The sequence below is a fragment of the Devosia limi DSM 17137 genome (genome assembly GCF_900128975.1).
GTDB lineage: Bacteria > Pseudomonadota > Alphaproteobacteria > Rhizobiales > Devosiaceae > Devosia > Devosia limi.
Window position 1 is genome coordinate 83597 of record NZ_FQVC01000013.1, and the last position, 21864, is coordinate 105460.

A 21864-nucleotide genomic window follows, 5' to 3' on the forward strand; every position below is an offset into this window, starting at 1 on the left:
TTGGCGGCTCCATGAGTAAGACAGCAGTCGACCAGACCCGCAGCGGCGCGACGCCGTGGACGCGCCTGATGTCGTGGTTCGTTGAATGGGTTGGAGTGAGCCTTCTCGGCAAGACTCATCACGGTGCAGTCACCGTCATCTTTCCCAACGGGCGCACGCGCACCGTGGGCAATCCGGCCAATGGCGAACACGCCGTTCTGCGGCTCAACAATCTCAGTGTCATAACCGAGGCAATGCAGCGCGGCACTGTCGGCTTTGCCGCCGCCTATATGCGCGGCGATATCGAGGTGGATGACCTGACGGCGCTGTTCCGGTTCTTCCTGCAAAACCGGGATATTTTCGAAAAGGCCAATCCTGGTTTCTTCCGCAAGGCCGCGGGCGACCTGCATTATCACCTGTCGCGACGGAACACGCTTGAAGGGTCCAAGAAGAACATCGCCGAGCACTATGATCTCGGCAATGACTTCTATGGCCAGTGGCTCGATCCCTCGATGACCTATTCGTCGGCGCTGTTCAGCTCCGGCAATCAGAGTCTGGAAGAGGCGCAGCTCGCCAAATATCACCGCGTCGCCGATATGGCCGGCGTGACGGAAGGTTCCAGCGTACTGGAAATCGGCTGCGGCTGGGGCGGCTTCGCCGAGACAGTCGCGCGCGACTACAAGGCCAGGCTGCGGGGTATCACGCTCTCGGCAGAGCAGCTCAAGTTCGGTCAGGAGCGCCTGCGTCGGCAGGGGCTGGATAATCTGGCAACGCTGGTGTTCGAGGACTATCGCAACACCGTGGGCCAGTTCGACCATATCGGCTCGATCGAGATGATCGAGGCCGTGGGCGAGGACAATTGGCCGAGCTACTTTCAGACCATCCATGACCGGTTGAAGCCAGGCGGCACCGCCGCGATCCAGGCGATCACCATCAACGAGGCAGATTTCGAGGGTTATCGATCGGGTCCGGACTTCATCCAGCGCTACATTTTCCCAGGTGGCATGCTGCTGACCAAGACGGTCATGCGCGAATTCGGCGATCGGTTCGGCCTGGTGCTGGAGAACTCCGAAACCTTCGGCCTATCCTACGCCAAGACGCTCAAGCTATGGCGCGACCGCTTCCTCGAGCGCTGGCCGGTGATCGCGCCGCTGGGCTATGATGAGGAGTTCAGGCGCAAGTGGGTGTATTACCTCAGCTATTGCGAAGCCGGGTTCATCGAGGGCTCGATTGACGTCGGGATTTATCAATACCGAAAGCCGGCTTAGGCGGTCGGGTCCACCAATAACGCGCGCTGCCCGCGGACTAGATCCGCGGGTCGCAAGGACATGCGCGCCGTGGTGAGTGGCCCACGGATCAAGTCCGTGGGCAGCGCGGTGGGGTGGATCGATGGAATCCGGTGCGTGCCTGCTGAGACCTGTACTCGCCCGCCCACGACGTCCTCCCGGCGAAAGCCGGGATCCAGTTGTGGATGTGATGGGGAAACTGGATCCCGGCTTTCGCCGGGATGACGCTTTGCTGGCGGGTTGGCGCTGTGGGTGGAACGCCTCGGCGTGAGGGGCGTACCGCCCCCGCCTATTTCCCTTTCGGCAGCATCTTGTTGGTGAGCCAGAAGAACATCGGATACGGCAGGAAGCGGATGGTCTTCATCAGCCACACCATGCGCTTGGGGAAGGCGATCTCGAAGCGGGTCGAACCTGTCAGGCCATCGACAATGCGTTGGGCGGCATCGTCGGTTTCCATCAGGAATGGCATGGGAAAGTCGTTTCGGTCGGTAAGCTCGGATTTGACGAAGCCGGGCGCAATCATCCGCACCACGATGTTGCGCGGTGCCAGTTCGGTGCGCATCGTTTCCAGCAGGTTGATCAGTGCTGCCTTGGTGGCTGAATAGGCGGCAGAGCGCGGCAGGCCGAAATACCCGGCGACCGAGGCGATGACCGCGAACTGGCCGCCGCCTTGTCGCTCCAGTTGCGCGATCAGTGGATTGGCAAGACGAATGACGCCCATCAGATTGGTATCGACCACGGTCTGGAACTGATCGAAATCATAATTGCCGACTTGCATAGGCTGCCATGCGGCAGCGCCATAAATCGTCAGGTCGATGCGACCCAGGTCAGCGGCGATCTTGCTGATGGTCGCCGCAACAGCTGCGGAATCGGTGACGTCCAGGGGATAGGGGTGAATGCTGCGGCCGGCGGCGACCTCAGCCAGCCTCTCGACCCGACGGCCCGAAATCGCCACGGTCCAGCCAGCGTCGGCGAGCCGCTTGGCTACGGCGGCACCAATGCCCGAGCCGCCACCGATAATCCAGGCGATCTTGGCCATGGTCAGATCCCGAACAGCGGTTGCAGGGCGCGCATCAAGCGGCCGCGGAAAGTCAGCTTGGCATCAACAGCCACGAGGCAGATGCAGTCGGGGCCCGGCTCGGCAATCGGTTGATGCTCGACATCCTCGTCATGGTCAGCAATGTCACCCGTGGCAAACACACCGAAGCGGTCGCGGTACGCCCCCTGCAGGATCAGCGTCAGCTCCTGACCACCGTGGCCATGCTCTGGCACGCGTCGCCCGCCACCAACGCGCAGCAGCATTAGCCGGGACTTCTGGCCGGGCCGGGTCGGCAGGTCGGCTGTGGCAACGCCAGGGCCGGTCCACTTCCAGCGTACGGCATCTAGGCCGCCCGGCACATAGGACTGCAGTGGAAGGGGCAGGGCGTTGGGCGCGCGCTCTGGTCGACCGACATCTATCTGTTCGTCGTCCAGCGCCCCGAGAAGACGGTCCAGGGCACTATCCGACATTGCGGCTTCCGGCTCATCAGTCAGCAGGGCGCCGCCAATTGCATCGATCTGACGCACAGTCTCACGCCCCGCTTCGGACATGGCAAGATGCGTTGCAATAACGGTGGAATAGGCCTCATCGAGCGTGCCGGCGCTAAAGGCCATCAGCGTGGTGATATCGGGGTGGTGATTGATCATTGCAGGTCCTCCAGCAAAGGCCGGAGCCGTTCATAGGCAAGGCGGAGGCGGGATTTGACTGTGCCGAGGGGGATGCCCACCAGCGCTGCTATTTCCGATTGCGGCATGTCATTGATGAAACTGAGGCGGACGACTTCGCTTTGCTCGCGCGGCAGCAGCTTGAGTGCGGCTGTCACGCGTTCGATCACCTGATTGCGCTCGATCAGCACATTGCCCAGCGGCGCATCGCTGGCGAGTTCCAACGTCTCCAGATCCTCATAGGGCTTGTTGGTCTGCCGACGGAGCTGGTCGATGCGCAGATTGCGCGCAATGGTAAAAATCCAGGTGCTGGCAGCACCGCGCTGTGGTGAGTAGAGGTGCGCCTTGCGCCAAACCTGCAGCAGCGTCTCCTGCGCCAGGTCTTCGGCAAGGGCGTCACCGGCGCCGAGCTTGAGCATCATCGATTTGATACGCGGCGCGAACGTGGAGAACAGCGCTGCAAGCGCGGCTTTATCGCGCTCCCGGGCAACTGCCAGCAGCAGGGCGGTCGGATCGTCTGTGGGGGGGCCTGACGGAGCGGGTCCCGGCGTTATCTCTGTCATGGCAAAGGCATACATCGTCCGCTCCGCATCTGTCAGCCCCAGTACGGACCAGAAGCGGCGATGGATCACCTCAGGGGCACCGGCTACGGCGACTTGGCGCGGAGGTGTCGGGTAGTTACCGGGCGCTCGGATGAGGCGCGACCCGGTCAACGCTTGCAGGACTGCAAGCGCTGCATCGGCGGTTTTGCCTCGGCTATGGCAGCGTCGACCTAAGCTGGCGCCTTGCTAGAGCCGTCCTGCGCTTTCTGGGCAGAGGATGCTCAGGTGGGAACGACCTGTGCGCCGCTGGCCGCCAGGAGTTCCAGGGAGTAGGGGGCCACGAGCTTGCCGGTCTTGAGTTGCTCGGCGCTGGCAATCTCGACGACGCGGCCATGACGCATCACGGCAAGCCGATCGCAGAGGAATGCCACCACCGGCAGATTGTGCGTCACCACCAGATAGGTCAGGCCCTGCTCACGGCGCAGGCGTTTCAACAGATTGAGGATTTCGGCCTGCACCGACACGTCGAGCGCCGAAGTGGGCTCGTCCAGCAGCATCACCTTGGGTTCGAGCATCAGGGCGCGGGCGATGGCAACGCGCTGGCGCTGCCCGCCAGAAAGCTGGTGCGGAAAGCGGAACCGGAAACGGCGATCAAGGCCGACGGCTGCCAGCATGGCTTCGACGCGCGGGCCGCGATTACCCAGACCATGGATGGCCAGTGGCTCGGAAAGAATGGCGTCGATAGTCTTGCGCGGATGCAGCGAGCCATAGGGGTCCTGGAACACCATCTGGCACTGGCGCGAAACCTGACGGTCGACGCCGTGGCTGCGGGCCTTTCCGAGTACGGAAATCTTGCCCGTCCAATCGGGCGCGAGGCCGGCAATGGCGCGCAGCACGGTCGATTTGCCGGATCCGCTCTCGCCCACCAGCGCGAAGCTCTCGCCCTCGGCCACGTCGAGCGTAATGCCGTGGGTAACCTGGGTCTCGCCATAGGAAATGTCGAGGTCGGAAAGTGAAATGGCGCTCATGTGCCCGCCCATGCTGTGCGGTCTAGGACCGGCAATTCGTCGCGTGTCTCGTCAATGCGTGGCATCGCTGCCAGCAGCCCACGGGTATAGGGGTGCTTCGCCTGCGACAGTTCGCTGGCAATGCACTCCTCCACCACCTGGCCTGAATTCATCACCAGGATGCGGTCGCAGTAATGTGAGACGAGGTTGAGGTCGTGGCTGATCAGGATCAGGCCCATGCCCTTGGTGACCACAAGATCGTCTATGATATCGAGCACCTGGGCCTGCACCGAAACGTCGAGGGCGGAGGTCGGCTCGTCGGCGATCAACAGGTCAGGCTCAGGGATCAGCATCATGGCGATCATGACGCGCTGGCCCATGCCGCCCGAAACTTCATGCGGATAGAGCTTGGCAACGCGGGCAGGGTCATTGATGCGCACCGCCTCCAGCATGGACAGCACGCGGTCATTGATCTCGCGGCGGGGCAGCTTGGCGTGGGTGACCAGCGCCTCCGCGATCTGCTCACCCACGGTCATCACCGGATTGAGCGAGAACTTTGGGTCCTGCATCACCATGGAAATGCGGGCGCCGCGAATGGCGCGCATCTGCTTTTCGCTCTGGGACAACAGGTCGATGCCGTCGAAGGTCATGCGGTCCGCTGTGACCTTGCCGGGCGAGCGGATCAGCTTGAGGATCGAGCGGCCGGTCATGGACTTGCCGGAGCCGCTTTCGCCCACAATGCCAAGGCGCTCGCGGCCCAGCGTGAAGGATATACCCTTGACCACTTCGACCGGCCCCTTGGGGCTGGGAAAGCTGACGCGCAGGTTCTGGACGTCGAGCAGGGGAGAACTCATTTGCCTTCTCCCTGCTTGGGATCGAGCACGTCACGCAGACCATCGCCGAGGAAGCAGAAGCCCAGGCTAACGATGATGATGGCAAAGCCCGGCATGGTGGCGACCCACCACTGATCGAGGATGAACGAGCGGCCACGCGAAATCATAGCGCCCCATTCCGGCAGCGGTGGCTGGGCGCCGAGACCGAGGAAGCCGAGTCCCGCGGCGGTCAGGATGATGCCGGCCATATCGAGTGTGACGCGGATGATCATCGAGGACGTGCACAGCGGCAGCACATGGCGGAGAATGATGCGGAGCGGCGAAGCCCCCTGCAACTGTACGGCCGAAATGAACTCCGCATTGCGGATGGTCATCGTCTCGGCGCGGGCAATACGTGCATAGCTTGGCCAGGTGGTGATGGCGATGGCGATGATGGCATTGTTGATGCCAGGCCCAAGCGCCGCCACGAAGGCCAGCGCCAGAATCAGTTTGGGCATCGACAGGAACACGTCGGTGACGCCCATGAGGACACGATCGACCCAGCCGCCGAAATAGCCCGAGATCGCCCCGACCATCAGGCCGAGCGGCGCCGCAATCACGGCCACCAGCAGCACAATGGTCAGCGTGATCTGGGAGCCATAGATGACGCGCGAATAGATATCGCGCCCCAGCTCGTCGGTGCCCATCCAGTGCTCGGCACTGGGCGGCAGCAGGCGCTGTGACAGGTTCTGTCCGATGGGAGAATAGGGCGCGATCCATGGCGCGAAAACCGCCGCGATGATCAGGCCGAAGATGATGATGGCGCCGACGACGGCCAGCGGATTGCGCAGCAGGGCCAGCGTAACCCGATAGCTGCGGCCAAGATTGGCCTGCAGCAGCGAGGTTGGGGAGTCGTCGAGCAGCCAGTCGCGGGTATTAGCCATCAGCGGGCCCTCGGGTCGAGGACGCGATAGAGCACGTCCGATAGTTTGTTGATGCAGATGAAGACGGCACCGATAACCAGCGTGGCGCCGAGCACCGCGTTCATGTCGGCATTGAGCAGTGCCACGGTGAGGTAATTGCCGATGCCGGGCCAGGAGAAGATGGTTTCGATCATCACCGAGCCTTCGAGCAGGCCGGCATAGGACAGACCGATAACAGTGATCAGCGGCACCCGGATTGGGTTGAAGGCATGGCGCCAGACCACCAGGCGCTCCGGCACGCCTTTGACGCGGGCCGTGGTCACATATTCCTGGTTGAGCTGATCGAGCATGAAGGACCGCGTCATGCGGGCGATATAGGCAAGGCTGAAGAAGCCGAGCACCGCTGCCGGCAAGATCAGGTGATTGACCGCGTTCCAGAAGATATCGATATCGCCCGAAATCAGGCTGTCGATCAGCAGGACGCCGGTGACTGGCGGCACGAGGCCGTCGAAATAGATGTCGATCCGGCCCGGACCGCCAACCCAGCGCAGCCGAGCATAGAAGATGGCCAGGCCGACAAGGCCCAGCCAAAAGGCCGGAACCGAATAACCCAGAAGACCGATGACTCGAATCACCTGATCGACCCAGCTGCCCTGACGGCTGGCCGCCACGACTCCCATTGGCACGCCGAGCGCGACGCCGATGAGAATGCCGAGCGTCGCCATTTCCAGCGTTGCCGGGAACACGCGGCTCAGGTCTTCGATCACCGGGCGGCCGGTCGAAACCGATTTGCCAAAATTGCCGGTCAAGACATCGCCGACATAGGAAATGAACTGGATGGGCAGGGGGCGATCCAGCCCCATCGCGGTGCGCGCAGCCTCATAGACCGCCGGTGTCGCGCGATCGCCGACGACCGACAGGACCGGGTCGATCGGCACGACGCGACCGATGAAGAAGGTGATGGCCAGCAACCCAAGAAAGGTGAAGGCGATGGTGACAACAAACCAGACTATTTCGGTCAGCTGACGTTGCAAAGCACGCCCTCTGGCACCTGCTTTGGGCGTAGAGCCTGTGTCCGGCAAGCTGGTCTGCGGCTCGACTGTCACGCGCTAATTCTCCAAGAAGAACAATAGATTGTCGCCCTCTGCAGGGTTACAGAGGGGCGTCACATTTCGTCATAATTCGCTTGGAGCATACAAGAAATTTTGCTTATATCAAAAAAATTATTGTGGGAGTGAGCGGGTGACTGCAGAGCAGGCCAAGGCGGACAATGATGCCCAACCCAGGGTTGGGGCGCTTATTCGGGCCCGCCGGCGCCAGTTGCACCTGACGCTCGAAGCGCTTGGCCGGACCGCCGAGGTGTCTGTCGGATACCTCAGTCAAGTTGAGCGCGACCACGCGACGCCGTCCTTGGGAACGCTGGCTCAGATCGCCCGTGCTCTGGGCGTTGGCCTTGATTATTTCATAGGTACCCCGACTGCGGAAGCTGCGTTGACGCGGCAGGGTGAGCGGCGCCGGTTCTCGATCGACGGGTCCTCGATCGTCTATGAGCGCGTCGGCACCGACTTTCCAGGCAATGTCCTGTCATCCTTCGTCATGACGGTGCCGCCAGGCTACCGCTCGGAGACGGTGAGCCATGAGGGCGAGGAGATACTCTATATTCTGGATGGCGCCATCACACAGCGCCTGGATGACGACGAGATGATCATGTCGGCCGGCGATAGTCTGCATTTTCGAGGAAATCGTCCCCATTCATGGTCCAACCACACCAATAAGGCTGCCCGTCTCCTGTGGACGGGTACGCTCACCCTGTTTCGTTCGACGGCTCAGCCTAAAACTGATCCGACCACCGAAAACCAGCCCGGCGCCAAGCCGGCCAAAACGCCTGCAAGAATCGTGAAGTCAAAGGAGAAACTGTCATGAACCTCTTCCGCGCGGCACTGCTCGCCGCCGCGATCACCCTGCCACTCGGCCATGTTGCTGCCCTCGCGGCAACGCCGGCTGACGTACTGGTGGTTGCCCAGAACATCGACGATATCGTCGCCATCGATCCTGCCCAGGCCTATGAGTTCACCTCGGGCGAACTCGTCACTAACGTCTATGATCGTCTGGTCCAGTACGATGCCGAGGACACCACCGTTCTCGCGCCCGGCCTGGCGACCGAGTGGGCTGTCGATGACGCCGCCAAGACCATCACCTTCACCATCCGTGACGGCGCTACCTTCCACTCTGGCAATCCTGTCCGTGCGGAAGACGTGGTCTATTCGTTCCAGCGCGTCATCAAGCTGAACCTGACCCCGGCATTCATCCTGACCCAGCTCGGCTGGACTCCGGAGAACATCGACTCGATGGTGACTGCCGACGGTAACACCGTCACCGTCAAGTATGACGGCGACTTCTCGTCGGCTTTCGTGCTGAACGTGCTCGCCGCTCGCCCCGCATCGGTGGTGGACGCCGTGACCGTCATGGCCAACGAGGTCGATGGCGACTTCGGCAATGCCTGGCTGAACGCCAATTCGGCTGGCTCGGGCCCGTTCTCGATCCGTGCCTATCGTCCGGCCGAAATCATCACGCTGGAAGCCAACCCGAACTACTTCAAGGGCGCTCCCGCCATGAAGTCGGTGATCATCCGTCACGTCGCTGAAGCAGCGACCCAGCAGCTGCTGCTGGAGACCGGTGACGTCGACATGGCCAAGAACCTGACCCCCGACCAGATCGGCAGCATCTCCGGCGATGCACTCAAGGTCGAAACCTTCCCGCAGGCCGCTGTCCACTTCCTGTCCTTCAACCAGAAGGACGAGCAGCTGCAGCCGCAGGCGCTTTGGGAAGCGTCGCGTTACCTCGTCGACTATGACGGGATGACCCAGTCGTTCCTGAAGGGCCAGATGGAAACCCATCAGGCGTTCTGGCCGAAGGGCTTCCCCGGTTCGCTGGACGAAACCCCGTTCACCTATGATCTGGAAAAGGCCAAGCAGATCCTGGCCGACGCCGGCATCCAGACCCCGATCACCGTCACCCTCGATGTGATCAATTCGACCCCGTTCACCGACATCGCGCAGTCGCTGCAGGCAACCTTCGCGGAAGCCGGCGTCAACTTCGAAATCCTGCCGGGCACCGGTGCTCAGGTCATCACCAAGTACCGTGAACGTACCCACCAGGCGATGCTGCTGTATTGGGGCCCGGACTTCATGGACCCGCACTCGAACGCCAAGGCGTTTGCGTACAATTCCGACAATTCGGATGCGAACTACCAGGCAACCACGACCTGGCGGAATGCCTGGGCAGTTCCCGATGAGCTGAACAAGGAAACCATGGCCGCCCTGGCGGAAGCCGATCCGGCAAAGCGCAGCGAGATGTATATCGACCTGCAGAAGAAGGTTCAGGAAAGCTCGCCCATCATCATCATGTTCCAGGCTGCCTACGAAGTGGCAATGGCCAAGAACGTCGAAGGTTATGTCAACGGCGCAACCTCGGACTTCGTCTACTATCGTCTCGTGACCAAGTAAGGTCACTCTAGGGAAGGCGCGCCCACCGGCGCGCCTTCCTCTTTCTGCAATGCGCTCTGGGTCAACCCGGAGTCCAGTTTTCCTCGACCAGCACCGAACTGGGCCCGGCCGTGCCGGGTGATCGATGGTCGAAGCCATTCTCAAGGAAGCCCTCAAATGTCTGCCACTCTCACCACCCGCATGGCCAATCTGCGCGCCCGCATGGCGGCAACCGGCACCGACTTGGTCGCCATCGGACCCTCAAGCCACATGAGCTGGCTGGCCGATCTGTCGCCGCATGGCGACGAGCGCCCAGTGATGTTGCTGGTGAGCGCCAGCCATGCCGGTTTCCTGATGCCGGCCCTCAATGTCGACAGCTCGCGCCAGCACACCGACCTGCCATTTTTCCCCTGGGCAGATGCTGAAGGTCCGGACGCTGCTCTCTCGGCACTGCTCGACGCCTCCGGCATCGATCGCAACAATGTCAGCGTCGTCGTCGATGAAACCATGCGCACCGATTTCGCGCTGCTGTTGCTGGATGCCCTGCCAGGGGCCCGCCGCCGCTTCACCCAGGACACGGTCGGCTATCTTCGCTCGCGCAAGGATGACGCAGAGTATAAGGCGCTTAAGGCCAGCGCCGTCCTCAATGATCGCGCCATGCAGGCCGGTTTTGCTGCGCTGAAGCCGGGGATTACCGAAATCGAAGTGGCGGAGGTCATCCGCGATTTCTACAAAGCCAATGGTGCGACGCCGGTCTTCACCAGCATCTGCTTTGGCCCCAATGGCGCGTTCCCGCATCATCACACCGGCGAGACCAGGCTCAAGGCTGACGACGCTGTGCTGCTCGACATTGGCGGCCGTATCGGTGGCTACCCCAGCGACATGACCCGTGTAGCGACCATCGGCAATCCGCCAGCTGGTTTTGACGATATTCACGCCATCCTTGACCGCGCGGTCGAAGCTGCATTGGCAGCCGCTCGCCCCGGCGTACCCGCCAGCGCCGTCGATAAGGCTGCTCGCGACGTCATAACCGCGGCTGGCTATGGCGAGCAGTTCCTGCACCGCACGGGCCACGGCCTCGGCATCGATGTGCACGAAACGCCCTATATCACAGCGACCTCGCCGACAATTCTGGAGGAGGGGATGGTGTTCTCGATCGAGCCCGGCATCTATCTCGGCGGGCGCTTTGGCCTGCGCCTGGAAGAGATCGTGATTCTGCGCGCCACGGGGCCGGAAATCCTCTCGGACCTGCCACGGACCACCTATCGGGCCTAAACGCCCCCACGAAATGCTTTCAGGGCGGCTGGCAGGCAACTGCTGGTCGCCCTTGCTTTGGACGGGCCCAAGTGCGCCCCACATTCAGTGTCATTCCGGCGAAAGCCGGAATCCAGTTTCCTGTGCCCGCCCCAAACTGGATCCCGACTTTCGTCGGGATGACGACGGTGGATTGGGGGGGGGCAACGGCAACATCACCCGCGAAGATGATCTGCATTCTACCTGAAATGTGGGGAAGTGCTGGTACGCCCACGGGGAATCGAACCCCGCTCTCCACCGTGAAAGGGTGGCGTCCTAACCGATAGACGATGGGCGCCGAAGCACTCGGTTCGTATAGTCAGGTCATTCGGGATGTGCAACCCATCCAGCAGAAAAAATCAGCTGATCCAGGTCGTTGGACACGGTTTTTAATGCAACGTGTAGTTGCACGCAGCCGGCAGGTCTGGGGATGGGATTGAGGAGTTTCTGGTACGCCCACGGGGAATCGAACCCCGCTCTCCACCGTGAGAGGGTGGCGTCCTGACCGATAGACGATGGGCGCGGACCTGGAAACTTTGCTGCTTACTCTGCCATCCCCTCAAGAAAGAGATGGTACGCCCACGGGGAATCGAACCCCGCTCTCCACCGTGAAAGGGTGGCGTCCTAACCGATAGACGATGGGCGCCTAGGCGCTGGGTTCGTATAGTCAGGTCATTCGGGATGTGCAACTCATTTCGCGCATCCAAATCTCAAATTTTGCGACAGGCCAGGTTTTCAACAGCCCGAGAAGGTGACTGGGCGCTGATAACCGCGTGGACGGTCGCGCACATCGACATGGATGAACGGCCGGCCGGGGTAGCAACCCAGCCCACCCACCGCATTGTTGCGCATGGCGAAAGCGATCAGCTGCTGCTTGGGTACGCCGGGAATATAGAAATCGGCCGCCATGCATTTGGTATGATAGGAATTGTCCGCGCCGCCCGCAGCACTATTGTGCCGACCGTCGCGATAGCCGGAGTTCATGACTACCTTTTTGCCGAAATGGCCCTCGAACTCCCAGATGGCGAGGCGCATCTTGGGGGAGAGGCAGAGCGCGTTGACGCCCTTGCTGGAGACATAGGTGCCCCAATCTGCCCGCAGGCCGGAATAACCGGGCCCGCTGCCGCTGGCAAACATCGCCATGGGGACACAACCGCCCAAAGCCAGGGCGCAGGCAACTGCAAAAATCATTGATCGCATGAGCGGCTTCCCGAAAACCCGAAGTTGCAATTATGCAACAAAGGCCGATGGGTGGTTCGTAATCGCTAAAATACGATCGGTTTCGCTAACCGCGCGCTAAGCGCACTGGTTAGCGAAACGTTAGTTGCGATGTCAGCCGAGGGCTGACAGCAGAATCACCACTTGCCGGTATTGGGCATCGACGCCCACGGCTCCTGCGGCGGCAGGGAGTCGCCGGCCTGGATCAGTTCAATGGAAATACCATCGGGGGAGCGCACGAACGCCATGTGACCATCGCGCGGCGGGCGATTGATCACCACGCCCATGTCGGAGAGATGCTGGCACAGGGCATAGATGTCATCGACGCGGTAGGCTAGGTGCCCGAAATTGCGGCCGCCGGTATACTCTTCCGGGTCCCAATTGTAGGTGAGCTCGACCTTGGCATCCTCGTCTCCGGGCGCGCACAGGAAGATCAGGGTAAAGCGGCCTTTCTCGCTCTCATTGCGCTTGACCTCCTGCAGCCCCAGTCCATCGCAATAGAACTTGAGGCTGGCGTCGATGTCGGTCACACGGACCATCGTGTGAAGGTACTTCATGGCAAAACTCCTGTGCTGCAATCCAGCAAGGCCTAGCAACTGGGGGGCAGGGGGGCAATCGCGGCGCTACCCGCCTCAAACAAACAAATTCGCAACATCTTCTTAACTTTTGGAACTGAATCGGCCACAGTGAGACGTCTTGTGGAGTACCTCGCTGTTTGCGAGGCGAGTGCGAAAAGGCGTGGGGACTATGGGGGCCAAGTTTAGTGGCGATGGCGACGAGGCCAGTGGCCTGCCTGTAGAGGCAGCATCGGTGAATCGTACGCAGGCAGGGGCGTCTCACGGCGACAACGCCCTCGACACAATCGAAATCTCCGGAACCATCAAGTGGTTCGATGCCGGCAAGGGGTTTGGCTTCATCATTCCCGATAACGGTCAGGCCGATGTGCTGCTGCATGTGACGTGCCTGCGCCGTGATGGTTACCAGACGGCCTATGAAGGCGCTCGTATCGTTGTCGAGGCGCTCAACCGTCCCGGCGGGCTGCAGGCCTTCCGTATCCTCTCGATGGACGAATCCACCGCCCGCCATCCGGCTCAGATGCCGGCGCCCCGCACCCATGTCGTTGTCGAGCCGACTTCGGGCATGGTCCGGCTTGAGGTGAAGTGGTTCAACCGCATTCGTGGTTTTGGTTTCCTGTCTGAAGGCGAAGGCGCGCCGGACATCTTCGTTCATATGGAAACGCTGCGCCGTTTCGGCATCACCGAGCTACGGCCCGGCCAATTTGTGCTGGTGCGCTACGGCAATGGTCCCAAGGGCCTTATGGTCGCCGAAATCCGCCCGGATGGTTGGGGCGACGCTCCGTCCTCGCACTAGGAATCCCCGATATGGTCCAGCTGGCCGAAATGCTCCGCCCGTCCACGCGCGCCTTGCGGGCAGGGGGCTTGGCCCTGGCTGTGCTGCTCGCCGTGCCGCTGGCGGCCTGCAGCGACGAAGGCAAGCTGGTTCTGCACACCGATAGCGGTGATCACAGCTTCAACGTCGAGGTGGTTGATACAGACGAGACCCGCGCTCAAGGGCTGATGTACCGGCAGGAACTGGCCGATGACGCTGGCATGCTGTTTGACTTCAAGGAAGAGCGCAACGTCTCCTTCTGGATGCGTAACACGTTCATTCCGCTCGATATGATCTTCGTCGGCGCCGATGGCGTGGTGAAAAACATCCACGTCAACGCCCGCCCGCAGGACCCCACCTCGATCCCTTCGGACGGGCCGGTACAGTTCGTGCTGGAAATCCCAGGCGGTCAGTCCAAAGTCATCGGCCTCAAGGCTGGTGATACCATGGAGCATCCGCGCGTCAGCGCGAAGGTCAAGTAGCGCCTATAAGCGAGCAATGACCATGCAGTCGATGACGGCCCAGAGATGCAGGCTGGCCCCAGCGACCACGAAAACATGCCAGAGCACGTTCTGGAACTTCAGTTTTTCCCACACATGGAAAATGATCCCCAGGGAATAGACCACGCCGCCGGCCAGCAAGAGCCATAATGTGGTTGGAGGTAAGGCATGGGCAAGCGACTGGAACACCAGCATGCCGCTCCAGCCAATGCCCAGATAGAGCGCAATCGCCATGCGCCCGAAGCGCTGCGGCACAACGAGCTTGAGCGCCACGCCGATCAATGACGCCCCCCAGATCAGCACCATCATGACGGTGCCGGTCGTGGTGCCGCCGAGAATGGCGAGGAATGGCGTGTATGTGCCGGCAATGAACAGGAAAATCGCGGCCTGGTCGAGGCGAGCCAGAGCCCGTTTGACCGGCGAAGCGGGCCAGAGATTGTAAGCCATGGAGACGCCGAGCACGGCAACCAACGTGCCGATATAGACAGCCAGGCCCGGAAAAGCTTCGGGCGCGGTCGTGGTCAAGGCAAAGGTGAGCAGGATAGCTCCGGCAATGATCGCGACAACCAGCCCCAAACCATGCACCACGCCATCGGCAATGACCTCGGCGAGGGTGTAGGCGCTGTTCTCGCGACTCCACCAGGACGGGCGATGTGGTATCTGGGTTTGCATGCGGTCTCCTTGCCAGCACCATGGCGTAGTGATGTGACCAGATTGTTGCGGCTACGGGGCTGGCAGCGTCTTGGACAATATGGGAACTGCAACTGGCAGTTGAAAGCCGACTGAGACCCTTGACGACACTCGAGACCGCACCTATCCGAGGCGTAACGCCATAGTTACGGAAATCCCGGTGCCTCCCATTAGCCAGTTTGGCGCCCTTGCCGACGCAACCCGCTGTCAGATCGTCGAAATGCTGCTGGCTGAGCCGCAGCCTGTGCACCGGATCACCGAGTCCTTTCCGATCAGCCGGCCGGCTATCTCCCGTCACCTGCGCGTATTGCGCGATGCTGGGATCGTCCGCGAAAAGCGCAAAGGCCGCGAAAACGTCTATGTGGTGCAGTTGGCCGCGCTGGATAAGGTCCGGACCTGGATTGCCGGGGTGCCATCGGCCGAGCAGGCACTCGCCGCGCCTGTGGTGATCGTGCCGGAGGTGGCTGCACCTGCGCCGGTTGCGGCGACGCCCGTGATCGAAGTCACCGTGCCGGAAGTCGCCGTTGCGCCAGAGCCGGAGATGGCCGTTGCGCCAGTCAAGAAGCGCGCCAAGAAGGCGGCTGCAAAGCCTGTGCCGGTCGCTCCGGTCATCGAAGAACAGCAGATGGCCTTCGACCTTTAGTTCGAGCGTGCTTGATACCCATCCCCGACACGGAGTCACGCTGCGGAGGCGGGAATGTCTCCGTTATGGGCGGTTTGGCCTGTGCATGTGGTAAGTCGTATGTCGCGGACCGCCCGTCAGACAGCGCTAATCCGCCGTAATTTCAGCGACTTGATCATGGTGCCGACACTTTCCGTGATCCGCCAGAATCTCGATAACGCGGCAATCTTCGACCTGGCCGTGTGAACAGCCCACAACCATGCGCTGCAGTTCAGCTTTCAATGCCACCAGGCTGGCGATGCGCTGCTCCACATCGATCAATCTTGCCTTGGCGATCGCGTCAGCATCGGCGCAGGGCTGGTGGGGATCGTCCTGCAGCACCAGCAAGGTGCGGATGGCGTCGATTTCAAAACCCAGTTCCCGCGAATGACGGATGAAGGTCAGCCGGTTCAGGTCGTTCTGGTCATAGAGCCGGCGATTGCCATGGGTGCGCGCCGCAGTCGGCAACAGCCCGATCTGCTCGTAATAGCGAATGGTGGTGACCTTGACGCCACTGGCTTCCGACACTTTGCCGATTGGCATTTCGTGCTGCTGCATTTTCCGCTTGCTCCTACAGTCACTGGAGGATGTACGCCTGCATCGTCAAATGCAAGGGAGCATGAACGATGGCCGAAATCGCAGCGACAACCCGTTTCCGTGTCGAAGGCATGGATTGCGCCAGTTGTGCTGGCAAAGTCGATACCGCAACCCGGCGAATCGCTGGGGTCGAGGATGTGTCGGTTTCTGTGGTTTCGGGGACGATGACGGTCCGTCACGCCGCCAATGTCGACCTTGCGGCGATTGCCATGAAGGTGACCAGCCTCGGCTACAAGGCGGCACCGATCGCCAAGAAGACCGCTGCTACCGGTGCCGCAGACCATGACCATGCAGATCACGATGATCATGCCGGGCACAACCATGCTGGACACGCTTGTTCAGGGCATGACCACTCCAGTCACTCTGCCAAGCCGGCAACCAGGGCCGATGCGGTCGAGGGGATGCATGGCCACGATCACAGCCTAGGCGATGGTCCATGGTGGCAGACCACCAAGGCCCGTCTGACCATGCTGTCCGGCGCGGCGGTAGCGATAGCGTTTGTGGCTGGGCAGCTGTTTCCGCAGATCGAGCAGTGGGCCTTTGTCGTCGCCATGTTTGTTGGCCTCGTGCCGATTGCGCGCCGTGCCTTTGCCGGTGCGATCAACGGCACGCCATTCTCCATCGAAACGCTGATGACCGTTGCTGCCGTTGGCGCGGTGTTCATCAATGCCGCTGAAGAAGCCGCCATCGTCGTGCTGCTGTTCCTGATCGGCGAACTGCTTGAAGGCGTGGCCACGGGCAGGGCGCGCGCCAGCATCAAGGCTCTGGCGACGCTGGTGCCCAAGGTCGCGCTGCGCGAAATCAACGGCAAGACCAGCGAAGTCCCTGCCGAGACGCTCGCCGTCGGCGATATCGTGCTGGTTCGCCCGGGTGACCGGGTTCCGGCCGATGGTATTGTCCTGTCGGGCGAAAGTGCCATCGACGAGGCGCCGGTTACCGGCGAATCCGTGCCCAGGCGCAAGGAAGCCGATGATCCGGTCTTCGCCGGCACCATCAATCAGGAAGGCGCCCTGCGCATCCGGGTGACCGCAGCTGCATCCGACAACACCATTGCCCGCATCATCGCCCTTGTCGAAGAGGCCCAGGAATCCAAGGCTCCCACTGAACGCTTCATCGACAGGTTCTCGCGCTACTACACGCCAGCGGTGATGGTCGTCGCCGCGCTGATCGCGATTGTGCCGCCGCTGGCTTTTGGGGGCGCGTGGGACGAGTGGATCTATAAGGGCCTCGCCATCCTGCTGATCGGCTGTCCCTGTGCGCTGGTCATTTCCACCCCGGCAGCCATTGCAGCCGCCCTGTCCTCCGGCGCGCGTCGCGGCCTGTTGATGAAGGGCGGCGCGGTACTCGAGCAGCTTGGCAAGATCGACATGGTCGCTCTCGACAAGACCGGCACGCTGACCGCTGGTAAGCCGCAGGTTACCGATATTGTTGCCGCTGGTCGCAGCGAGCGGGAGACTATTGAGCTGGCCGCGGCGCTTGAGGTTGGCTCCAGCCATCCGCTGGCAAGCGCGATTCTCGCCCGCGCCAAGGCGGATGGCATCGAGCCAAAGCCATTGAGCAAGGCTGGGGCAGTCGGTGGCAAGGGGGTCGTCGGCACGGTCGATGGCGTCGTGCTGTTCCTCGGTTCGCCCAAGGCTGCAGCAGAGCAGGTCGCCCTCGGTGCCGAACTGGAAACCCGGATTGCGGCGCTCAACGATGAGGGGAAGACCGTTTCCGTCTTGCTCGCCGGCGGGGCGGTGGCCGGTGTTATTGCCATGCGCGACGAACCGCGGCCCGATGCCATCGAAGGTCTGCAGGCGCTCAAAGGGCTTGGTGCCGATGTCGTCATGCTGACGGGCGACAACAAGCGTACGGCGGCTGCCATCGGCAAGTCGCTCGGCATCGAAGTGCGGGCAGAACTGCTGCCCGAGGACAAGCAGCGGATCGTCGGAGAACTCAAGGCGCGTGGCAGGATCGTCGCCAAGGTGGGCGATGGCATCAATGATGCGCCAGCACTGGCGGCGGCCGATATCGGCATTGCCATGGGCGGCGGTACGGACGTGGCGCTCGAAACAGCGGATGCGGCCGTGCTGCATGGCCGGGTGCTGGATGTCGCCAATATGATCATGCTGTCGCGGGCCACCATGTCCAATATCGGTCAGAACATCACCATCGCACTGGGGCTCAAGGCCTTCTTCCTGGTGACCACTGTGGTGGGCGTTACCGGCCTGTGGCCGGCGATCCTGGCCGATACCGGAGCCACGGTGCTGGTAACAGCCAACGCCATGCGTCTGCTGGGCTGGAAGGGCCGGACGGCCGAGGCGCAAGGCTAGGCATCGCAGCCATCGGAACGAACGAATGGGGGCCGTGTGCCCCCATTCCTATTCAGGCCGAGCGGGCGAGGTTGGCGGCGTGCAGGGATACATCGATGCTGGGAAACACCACGTCATGGCCGGCCAGGGCGGCTGTCAGTGCGGTCTTGATCATGGGGTGTAGGCTGATGATGCCGCCCACGAAGCCTATCGGGTGTTCGCCAGCGCGAACGCAGAGGGCAAGGCCAAGGCGAGCGAGTTCGATGGCGGCACGCTCGAGAATGTTGAGGGCCAGGGCGTCGCCACGTGTCGCCGCCTTGGCGACGGCCTGGGCAAGGGTGCCGATGCGACCGCGGTCGCTGCCATAGATGAAGGCACGGGTCGCATCCCAGTCATCGCCGCCCATGGCGGCAAAAAGCTCCTCCGCCAAAACCGAGGCATCGGCGGGTCCGCCGGTCTCATCGATCCGGCGATAGAGTTGGTCCAGGGCTTGCAAGGCAATCCAGGTGCCCGAGCCACCATCATCGATCAAAAGGCCTCGGCCGCCAACGCGTATCGTGCTGCCATCGGCGGCGATGTGAAGGCCGATTGATCCAGTGCCGGCCGATATCAGGTGACCGGTGCCGGGCGCGAATGCTGCACGGAATGCCAACTCCATGTCGTCGCTGGCTTGTACGGTATCGATAGCAACGCCAAGCGCGTCGCAAACCAGTTGCCGCACGCCTTCAGAAGCGCCACCACCCAACCCTGTAAGGCCAAGGCAAACGCCGCTCAGCGCACCATCGTGCGGCAGGGCGCTTGCTATGGTTTGCAGCGCCTTGAGCAGCCGCTCCCGTTCAACAGGATTAAAGATGTGACCGGTGGCACCGACTGCAACTCCACGCCCCAGCAGCTTGCCTTTCGCGTCGACCAAGGCCCAGCGCGAGGCCGTGCCGCCGATATCGATCCCCAGATAGCTCATTTGCCGCCTGCGACTTCGCGCGCAAATCCCCGGGTGATTTCCCGGGGATTGGTGATCATGGTGCCAACGACCACGGCATATGCCCCGGCAGTGATGGCGGCGCGCGCCAAAGCGGGGGTATTGAATCGCCCTTCAGCAACAATCGGCGTGTTCACCCGTGCGGCGAGCGCACGGATCAGTTCCAAGTCGGGGCCTTCGGGTTTGGGCTCGGTATAAGACGTGTAGCCAGACAGCGTCGTCGAGATATAGGTTGCGCCCATCTGTTCGGCTGCAAGACCTTCATCCAGCGTCGAGATATCGGCGAAGGTTTCGAGGCCAAGCTCTTCGCGGATGCGGCGGATCAACTCCTGGGGCGCATCGCCATGGCGCGGGCGCGGCGTGCAATCGAGCGCGATGATATCGGCGCCAGCTTCTGCCAACCGCTCGGCGGCCGCAAAGGTGGGTGTAATGTAGACCGGCACGTCGCTGGAAAAAACCTTGTCGATGCCGATCACCGGCAAGCCGGCGGCTTTCACCGCGCGGACGTCATCGGCGCCATTGGCGCGAATACCGCGGGCACCGCCGTCCCGGGCCGCCAGGGCCATCGCGCCCATGAACATCGGGCCATGCAGCGGGTTATCCGCCCGCGCCTGGCAGGAAACGATGAGCGAGCCTGGCTCGAGCTTGAAAGTCACTTTACGGCTCCGGAGGTCATGCCGCTGATGAACTGACGCGACAGGACGATATAGATCAAGATGATGGGCGCAGCCGACAGCGTCAGCCCCGAGAACAGCACACCCCAGTCGGTCGTGTATTCGCCCATGAAGGTCGTCAGGCCCTGGGGCAGGGTCTTGAGGTCGTCATTCTGGATGAAGACCAACGGGAAGAAAAAGTCATTCCATATCGGCACCACGTTCTGGATCCCGGCGATCACCATGGCCGGGCGCACCAGTGGCAGCATGATCGACCACATGATGCGCGCCTCGCTGGCGCCATCCATGCGGGCGGCATCTTCCAATTCGCTGGGCAGCGTGCGGATAAATCCGGTCATGATGAACACCGTCGTCGGCAGGCCCATGGCCGTATAGACGAAGATCAGCGCCAGCTGGTTGTTGAGCACGCCGAGGTCGCGCATCAGCATGAACAGCGGGATGATGGCCAGCTTGAGCGGCAGCGTCAGCCCGGCGATGAAGAACATCAGGATGAAGCTGGCGCCGAAGAATTCGTAGCGGGCGATGGCATAGGCGGCCATGGTGCCCAACGTCAGGATCAGCGCCATCGAGGCGCCGGTGACGAGGAACGAATTCATCAGGTAGCGCAGGAAATTGGTCTGCGTCCAGATTTTGCTGAAGTTCACGAAATTGCCGAAATCGGGTAGCCCGAACGGGTGCTGGAAGATCTCGGGTGTGCTCTTGAACGCCGAGAAAACCATGATGACGATCGGCGCCAGCATGATGAAGGTGTTGGCGATGAGGATGATCTGCAGCAAGCCATCGCGGCCCAGCCGGCCGATAATGCCGCCGCTATCGTAATCTCTTGTGGTTCCGGCAGTGCTCATAGCTCGATCTCCCGCGACCGCAGGCGAACGGTGATGATGCTGGCCACCACGGCGATAAACACGAAGATCAGCACGGCCAGCGCACTACCCAGGCCAAAATCCTGCTGGCCCGACGAAACGTTGCCGAAGGCGGTGCGATAGAAATAAAGGCCCAGCACGTCCGTGGAGCCATAGGGGGAACCGTCGAGACCGGCCATGATGTAGGGCAGCTCGAACCAGTTGAATGCGCCGACGAACAGCAGCACGAAAACGATGGTGGCGCTCGGCGCGCAAAGCGGCCAGACGATCTTGGTGATCTTGACCCACTCGCTCTGGGTTTCCATGCGCGCGGCATCAAGAATTTCGGTCGGAATGCGCTGCATACCGGCGAGGAAGACCAGCGTAGGGAAGCCCACCATGTGCCAGGCATTGGCGAAGATCAGCGCCCATAGCGCGGTGGAATCCTGGCCGAGCCAGGGCTGCGCCAGCCACGGCATGCCGAGGCCACGAAAACTCTGGTTCACCACCCCGAATAGCGGATGCAGGAACAGCTTCCATAAATAGCCAACGATGATGGTCGAGAGCACCACGGGCAAGAACACAGCAACGCGGTGGAAGCGGGCGCCCGGCATGTCGCGCCACAGCGCATAGGCCAGCAGGAACCCGAGACCGTTCTGCAGCACCAGCAGCGCGAAGAACACCATGATGTTGTGCGTGAACGCATTGCGCGTCCAGCTCGCATAGGGCTCGACGAACAGCACGGTGTGGAAATTGTCGAGCCAACTGAACTCGCCGCGCATCAAGCCCTGCCAGTCGAAGAAGGCATAGGCGAACGCGGCGATGATTGGATAGACGATGAACAGCGCCACGAACGCCAGGGGCGGCGCCAACAGGACGGTGATCCATAGACCGCGTCCGGTCATGCGCAATTTGGGCATTGTGTGCTCACGCGGCTGATGCTGGATTCAACGGGAGGGAAGGCGCCGCGGACCAGGCCGCGACGCCGGTTG

General features: G+C 61.9%; 23 protein-coding genes and 3 tRNA genes. 8 read left to right on the top strand and 18 right to left on the bottom strand.

The features are described from left to right. Positions 1 to 11 precede the first annotated feature (11 nt). On the top strand, positions 12 to 1247 hold the full coding sequence (locus tag BUA69_RS17410) for an SAM-dependent methyltransferase (protein WP_244468723.1): 1236 nt from the start codon (positions 12 to 14) through the stop codon (positions 1245 to 1247). 307 nt (positions 1248 to 1554) lie between these two features. Here the strand turns inward: BUA69_RS17410 and BUA69_RS17415 are convergent, their stop codons facing one another. The 7 genes from BUA69_RS17415 to BUA69_RS17445 all read right to left on the bottom strand — a co-directional run bounded on the left by BUA69_RS17415 (position 1555) and on the right by BUA69_RS17445 (position 7287). Next, positions 1555 to 2304, bottom strand: a complete 750-nt coding sequence (locus tag BUA69_RS17415) for an SDR family NAD(P)-dependent oxidoreductase (protein WP_046134662.1) — start codon at positions 2302 to 2304, stop codon at positions 1555 to 1557. Positions 2305 to 2306: 2 nt separating this feature from the next. Then, positions 2307 to 2951 (bottom strand): ChrR family anti-sigma-E factor, encoded by a 645-nt coding sequence (locus BUA69_RS17420; protein ID WP_046134661.1) that lies wholly within the window; start codon positions 2949 to 2951, stop codon positions 2307 to 2309. Next, a complete protein-coding gene (locus BUA69_RS17425) occupies positions 2948 to 3601 on the bottom strand; it encodes a sigma-70 family RNA polymerase sigma factor (protein WP_244468722.1) in 654 nt (217 codons plus the stop codon). Before BUA69_RS17425 ends, BUA69_RS17420 begins: the two co-directional genes overlap by 4 nt. A gap of 191 nt (positions 3602 to 3792) precedes the next feature. Beyond that, positions 3793 to 4539 carry an ABC transporter ATP-binding protein gene (locus BUA69_RS17430; RefSeq protein WP_046134660.1) on the bottom strand — a complete coding sequence of 249 codons (747 nt, stop codon included), beginning with the start codon at positions 4537 to 4539 and terminating at the stop codon, positions 3793 to 3795. Beyond that, a complete protein-coding gene (locus BUA69_RS17435) occupies positions 4536 to 5372 on the bottom strand; it encodes an ABC transporter ATP-binding protein (protein ID WP_046134659.1) in 837 nt (278 codons plus the stop codon). Before BUA69_RS17435 ends, BUA69_RS17430 begins: the two co-directional genes overlap by 4 nt. Next, positions 5369 to 6274 (bottom strand): ABC transporter permease, encoded by a 906-nt coding sequence (locus tag BUA69_RS17440; protein WP_046134658.1) that lies wholly within the window; start codon positions 6272 to 6274, stop codon positions 5369 to 5371. Before BUA69_RS17440 ends, BUA69_RS17435 begins: the two co-directional genes overlap by 4 nt. Continuing rightward, positions 6274 to 7287 (bottom strand): ABC transporter permease, encoded by a 1014-nt coding sequence (locus BUA69_RS17445; RefSeq protein ID WP_143154568.1) that lies wholly within the window; start codon positions 7285 to 7287, stop codon positions 6274 to 6276. The genes BUA69_RS17440 and BUA69_RS17445 overlap by 1 nt, the downstream gene beginning before the upstream one ends. 208 nt (positions 7288 to 7495) lie before the next feature. On the opposite strand from BUA69_RS17445, the gene BUA69_RS17450 reads away from it, so the two are divergent. From BUA69_RS17450 to BUA69_RS17460, 3 genes are all read left to right on the top strand, one after another. Next, on the top strand, positions 7496 to 8176 hold the full coding sequence (locus BUA69_RS17450; protein WP_046134656.1) for a helix-turn-helix domain-containing protein: 681 nt from the start codon (positions 7496 to 7498) through the stop codon (positions 8174 to 8176). Then, entirely contained in the window at positions 8173 to 9759 is a 1587-nt protein-coding gene (locus tag BUA69_RS17455; RefSeq protein ID WP_046134655.1) for an ABC transporter substrate-binding protein, read from the top strand. The genes BUA69_RS17450 and BUA69_RS17455 overlap by 4 nt, the downstream gene beginning before the upstream one ends. Before the next feature lie 156 nt (positions 9760 to 9915). Continuing rightward, positions 9916 to 11013 carry a M24 family metallopeptidase gene (locus BUA69_RS17460; protein WP_046134654.1) on the top strand — a complete coding sequence of 366 codons (1098 nt, stop codon included), beginning with the start codon at positions 9916 to 9918 and terminating at the stop codon, positions 11011 to 11013. Positions 11014 to 11254: 241 nt separating this feature from the next. Here the strand turns inward: BUA69_RS17460 and BUA69_RS17465 are convergent. The 5 genes from BUA69_RS17465 to BUA69_RS17485 all read right to left on the bottom strand — a co-directional run bounded on the left by BUA69_RS17465 (position 11255) and on the right by BUA69_RS17485 (position 12806). Further along, positions 11255 to 11329: transfer RNA gene (locus BUA69_RS17465), tRNA-Glu, on the bottom strand. A 150-nt stretch (positions 11330 to 11479) separates the two neighbouring features. Continuing rightward, a tRNA-Glu gene (locus BUA69_RS17470) sits at positions 11480 to 11554 on the bottom strand. A 48-nt stretch (positions 11555 to 11602) separates the two neighbouring features. Continuing rightward, positions 11603 to 11677, bottom strand: a tRNA-Glu gene (locus BUA69_RS17475). 89 nt (positions 11678 to 11766) lie between these two features. Next, a complete protein-coding gene (locus BUA69_RS17480; protein ID WP_082093768.1) occupies positions 11767 to 12231 on the bottom strand; it encodes a YcbK family protein in 465 nt (154 codons plus the stop codon). A gap of 155 nt (positions 12232 to 12386) precedes the next feature. Continuing rightward, positions 12387 to 12806, bottom strand: a complete 420-nt coding sequence (locus tag BUA69_RS17485) for a VOC family protein (protein WP_046134652.1) — start codon at positions 12804 to 12806, stop codon at positions 12387 to 12389. Positions 12807 to 12996: 190 nt separating this feature from the next. On the opposite strand from BUA69_RS17485, the gene BUA69_RS17490 reads away from it, so the two are divergent. After that, positions 12997 to 13620, top strand: coding sequence for a cold-shock protein (locus BUA69_RS17490; protein ID WP_082093767.1), 624 nt, complete (start codon positions 12997 to 12999; stop codon positions 13618 to 13620). 11 nt (positions 13621 to 13631) lie between these two features. Beyond that, entirely contained in the window at positions 13632 to 14120 is a 489-nt protein-coding gene (locus tag BUA69_RS17495; RefSeq protein WP_244468721.1) for a DUF192 domain-containing protein, read from the top strand. Positions 14121 to 14123: 3 nt separating this feature from the next. Here the strand turns inward: BUA69_RS17495 and trhA are convergent, their stop codons facing one another. Continuing rightward, positions 14124 to 14810 carry a PAQR family membrane homeostasis protein TrhA gene (trhA, locus tag BUA69_RS17500; protein WP_046134651.1) on the bottom strand — a complete coding sequence of 229 codons (687 nt, stop codon included), beginning with the start codon at positions 14808 to 14810 and terminating at the stop codon, positions 14124 to 14126. Between the two features lie 178 nt (positions 14811 to 14988). On the opposite strand from trhA, the gene BUA69_RS17505 reads away from it, so the two are divergent. After that, positions 14989 to 15471 (top strand): ArsR/SmtB family transcription factor, encoded by a 483-nt coding sequence (locus BUA69_RS17505; RefSeq protein ID WP_052950449.1) that lies wholly within the window; start codon positions 14989 to 14991, stop codon positions 15469 to 15471. 126 nt (positions 15472 to 15597) lie between these two features. Here the strand turns inward: BUA69_RS17505 and BUA69_RS17510 are convergent, their stop codons facing one another. After that, positions 15598 to 16047, bottom strand: coding sequence for a MerR family transcriptional regulator (locus BUA69_RS17510; RefSeq protein WP_046134650.1), 450 nt, complete (start codon positions 16045 to 16047; stop codon positions 15598 to 15600). A 68-nt stretch (positions 16048 to 16115) separates the two neighbouring features. Between BUA69_RS17510 and BUA69_RS17515 the strand changes: the two genes are divergently transcribed. Beyond that, complete coding sequence (locus tag BUA69_RS17515) at positions 16116 to 18398, top strand: heavy metal translocating P-type ATPase (protein ID WP_046134649.1); 2283 nt, start codon at positions 16116 to 16118, stop codon at positions 18396 to 18398. Positions 18399 to 18450: 52 nt separating this feature from the next. Here BUA69_RS17515 and BUA69_RS17520 read toward each other — a convergent pair whose 3' ends face one another. The 4 genes from BUA69_RS17520 to BUA69_RS17535 are packed head-to-tail and all read right to left on the bottom strand — an operon-like array spanning position 18451 to position 21792. Beyond that, a complete protein-coding gene (locus BUA69_RS17520; protein WP_046134648.1) occupies positions 18451 to 19338 on the bottom strand; it encodes an N-acetylglucosamine kinase in 888 nt (295 codons plus the stop codon). Beyond that, positions 19335 to 20012, bottom strand: a complete 678-nt coding sequence (locus BUA69_RS17525; protein WP_046134647.1) for an N-acetylmannosamine-6-phosphate 2-epimerase — start codon at positions 20010 to 20012, stop codon at positions 19335 to 19337. Before BUA69_RS17525 ends, BUA69_RS17520 begins: the two co-directional genes overlap by 4 nt. Further along, positions 20009 to 20875: a carbohydrate ABC transporter permease gene (locus BUA69_RS17530; RefSeq protein WP_046134646.1), complete on the bottom strand. Its 867-nt coding sequence runs from the start codon at positions 20873 to 20875 to the stop codon at positions 20009 to 20011. Before BUA69_RS17530 ends, BUA69_RS17525 begins: the two co-directional genes overlap by 4 nt. After that, the gene (locus tag BUA69_RS17535; protein WP_046134645.1) at positions 20872 to 21792 is read right to left on the bottom strand and encodes a carbohydrate ABC transporter permease; all 921 of its coding nucleotides are present in this window, start codon (positions 21790 to 21792) and stop codon (positions 20872 to 20874) included. The genes BUA69_RS17530 and BUA69_RS17535 overlap by 4 nt, the downstream gene beginning before the upstream one ends. Positions 21793 to 21864 lie beyond the last annotated feature (72 nt).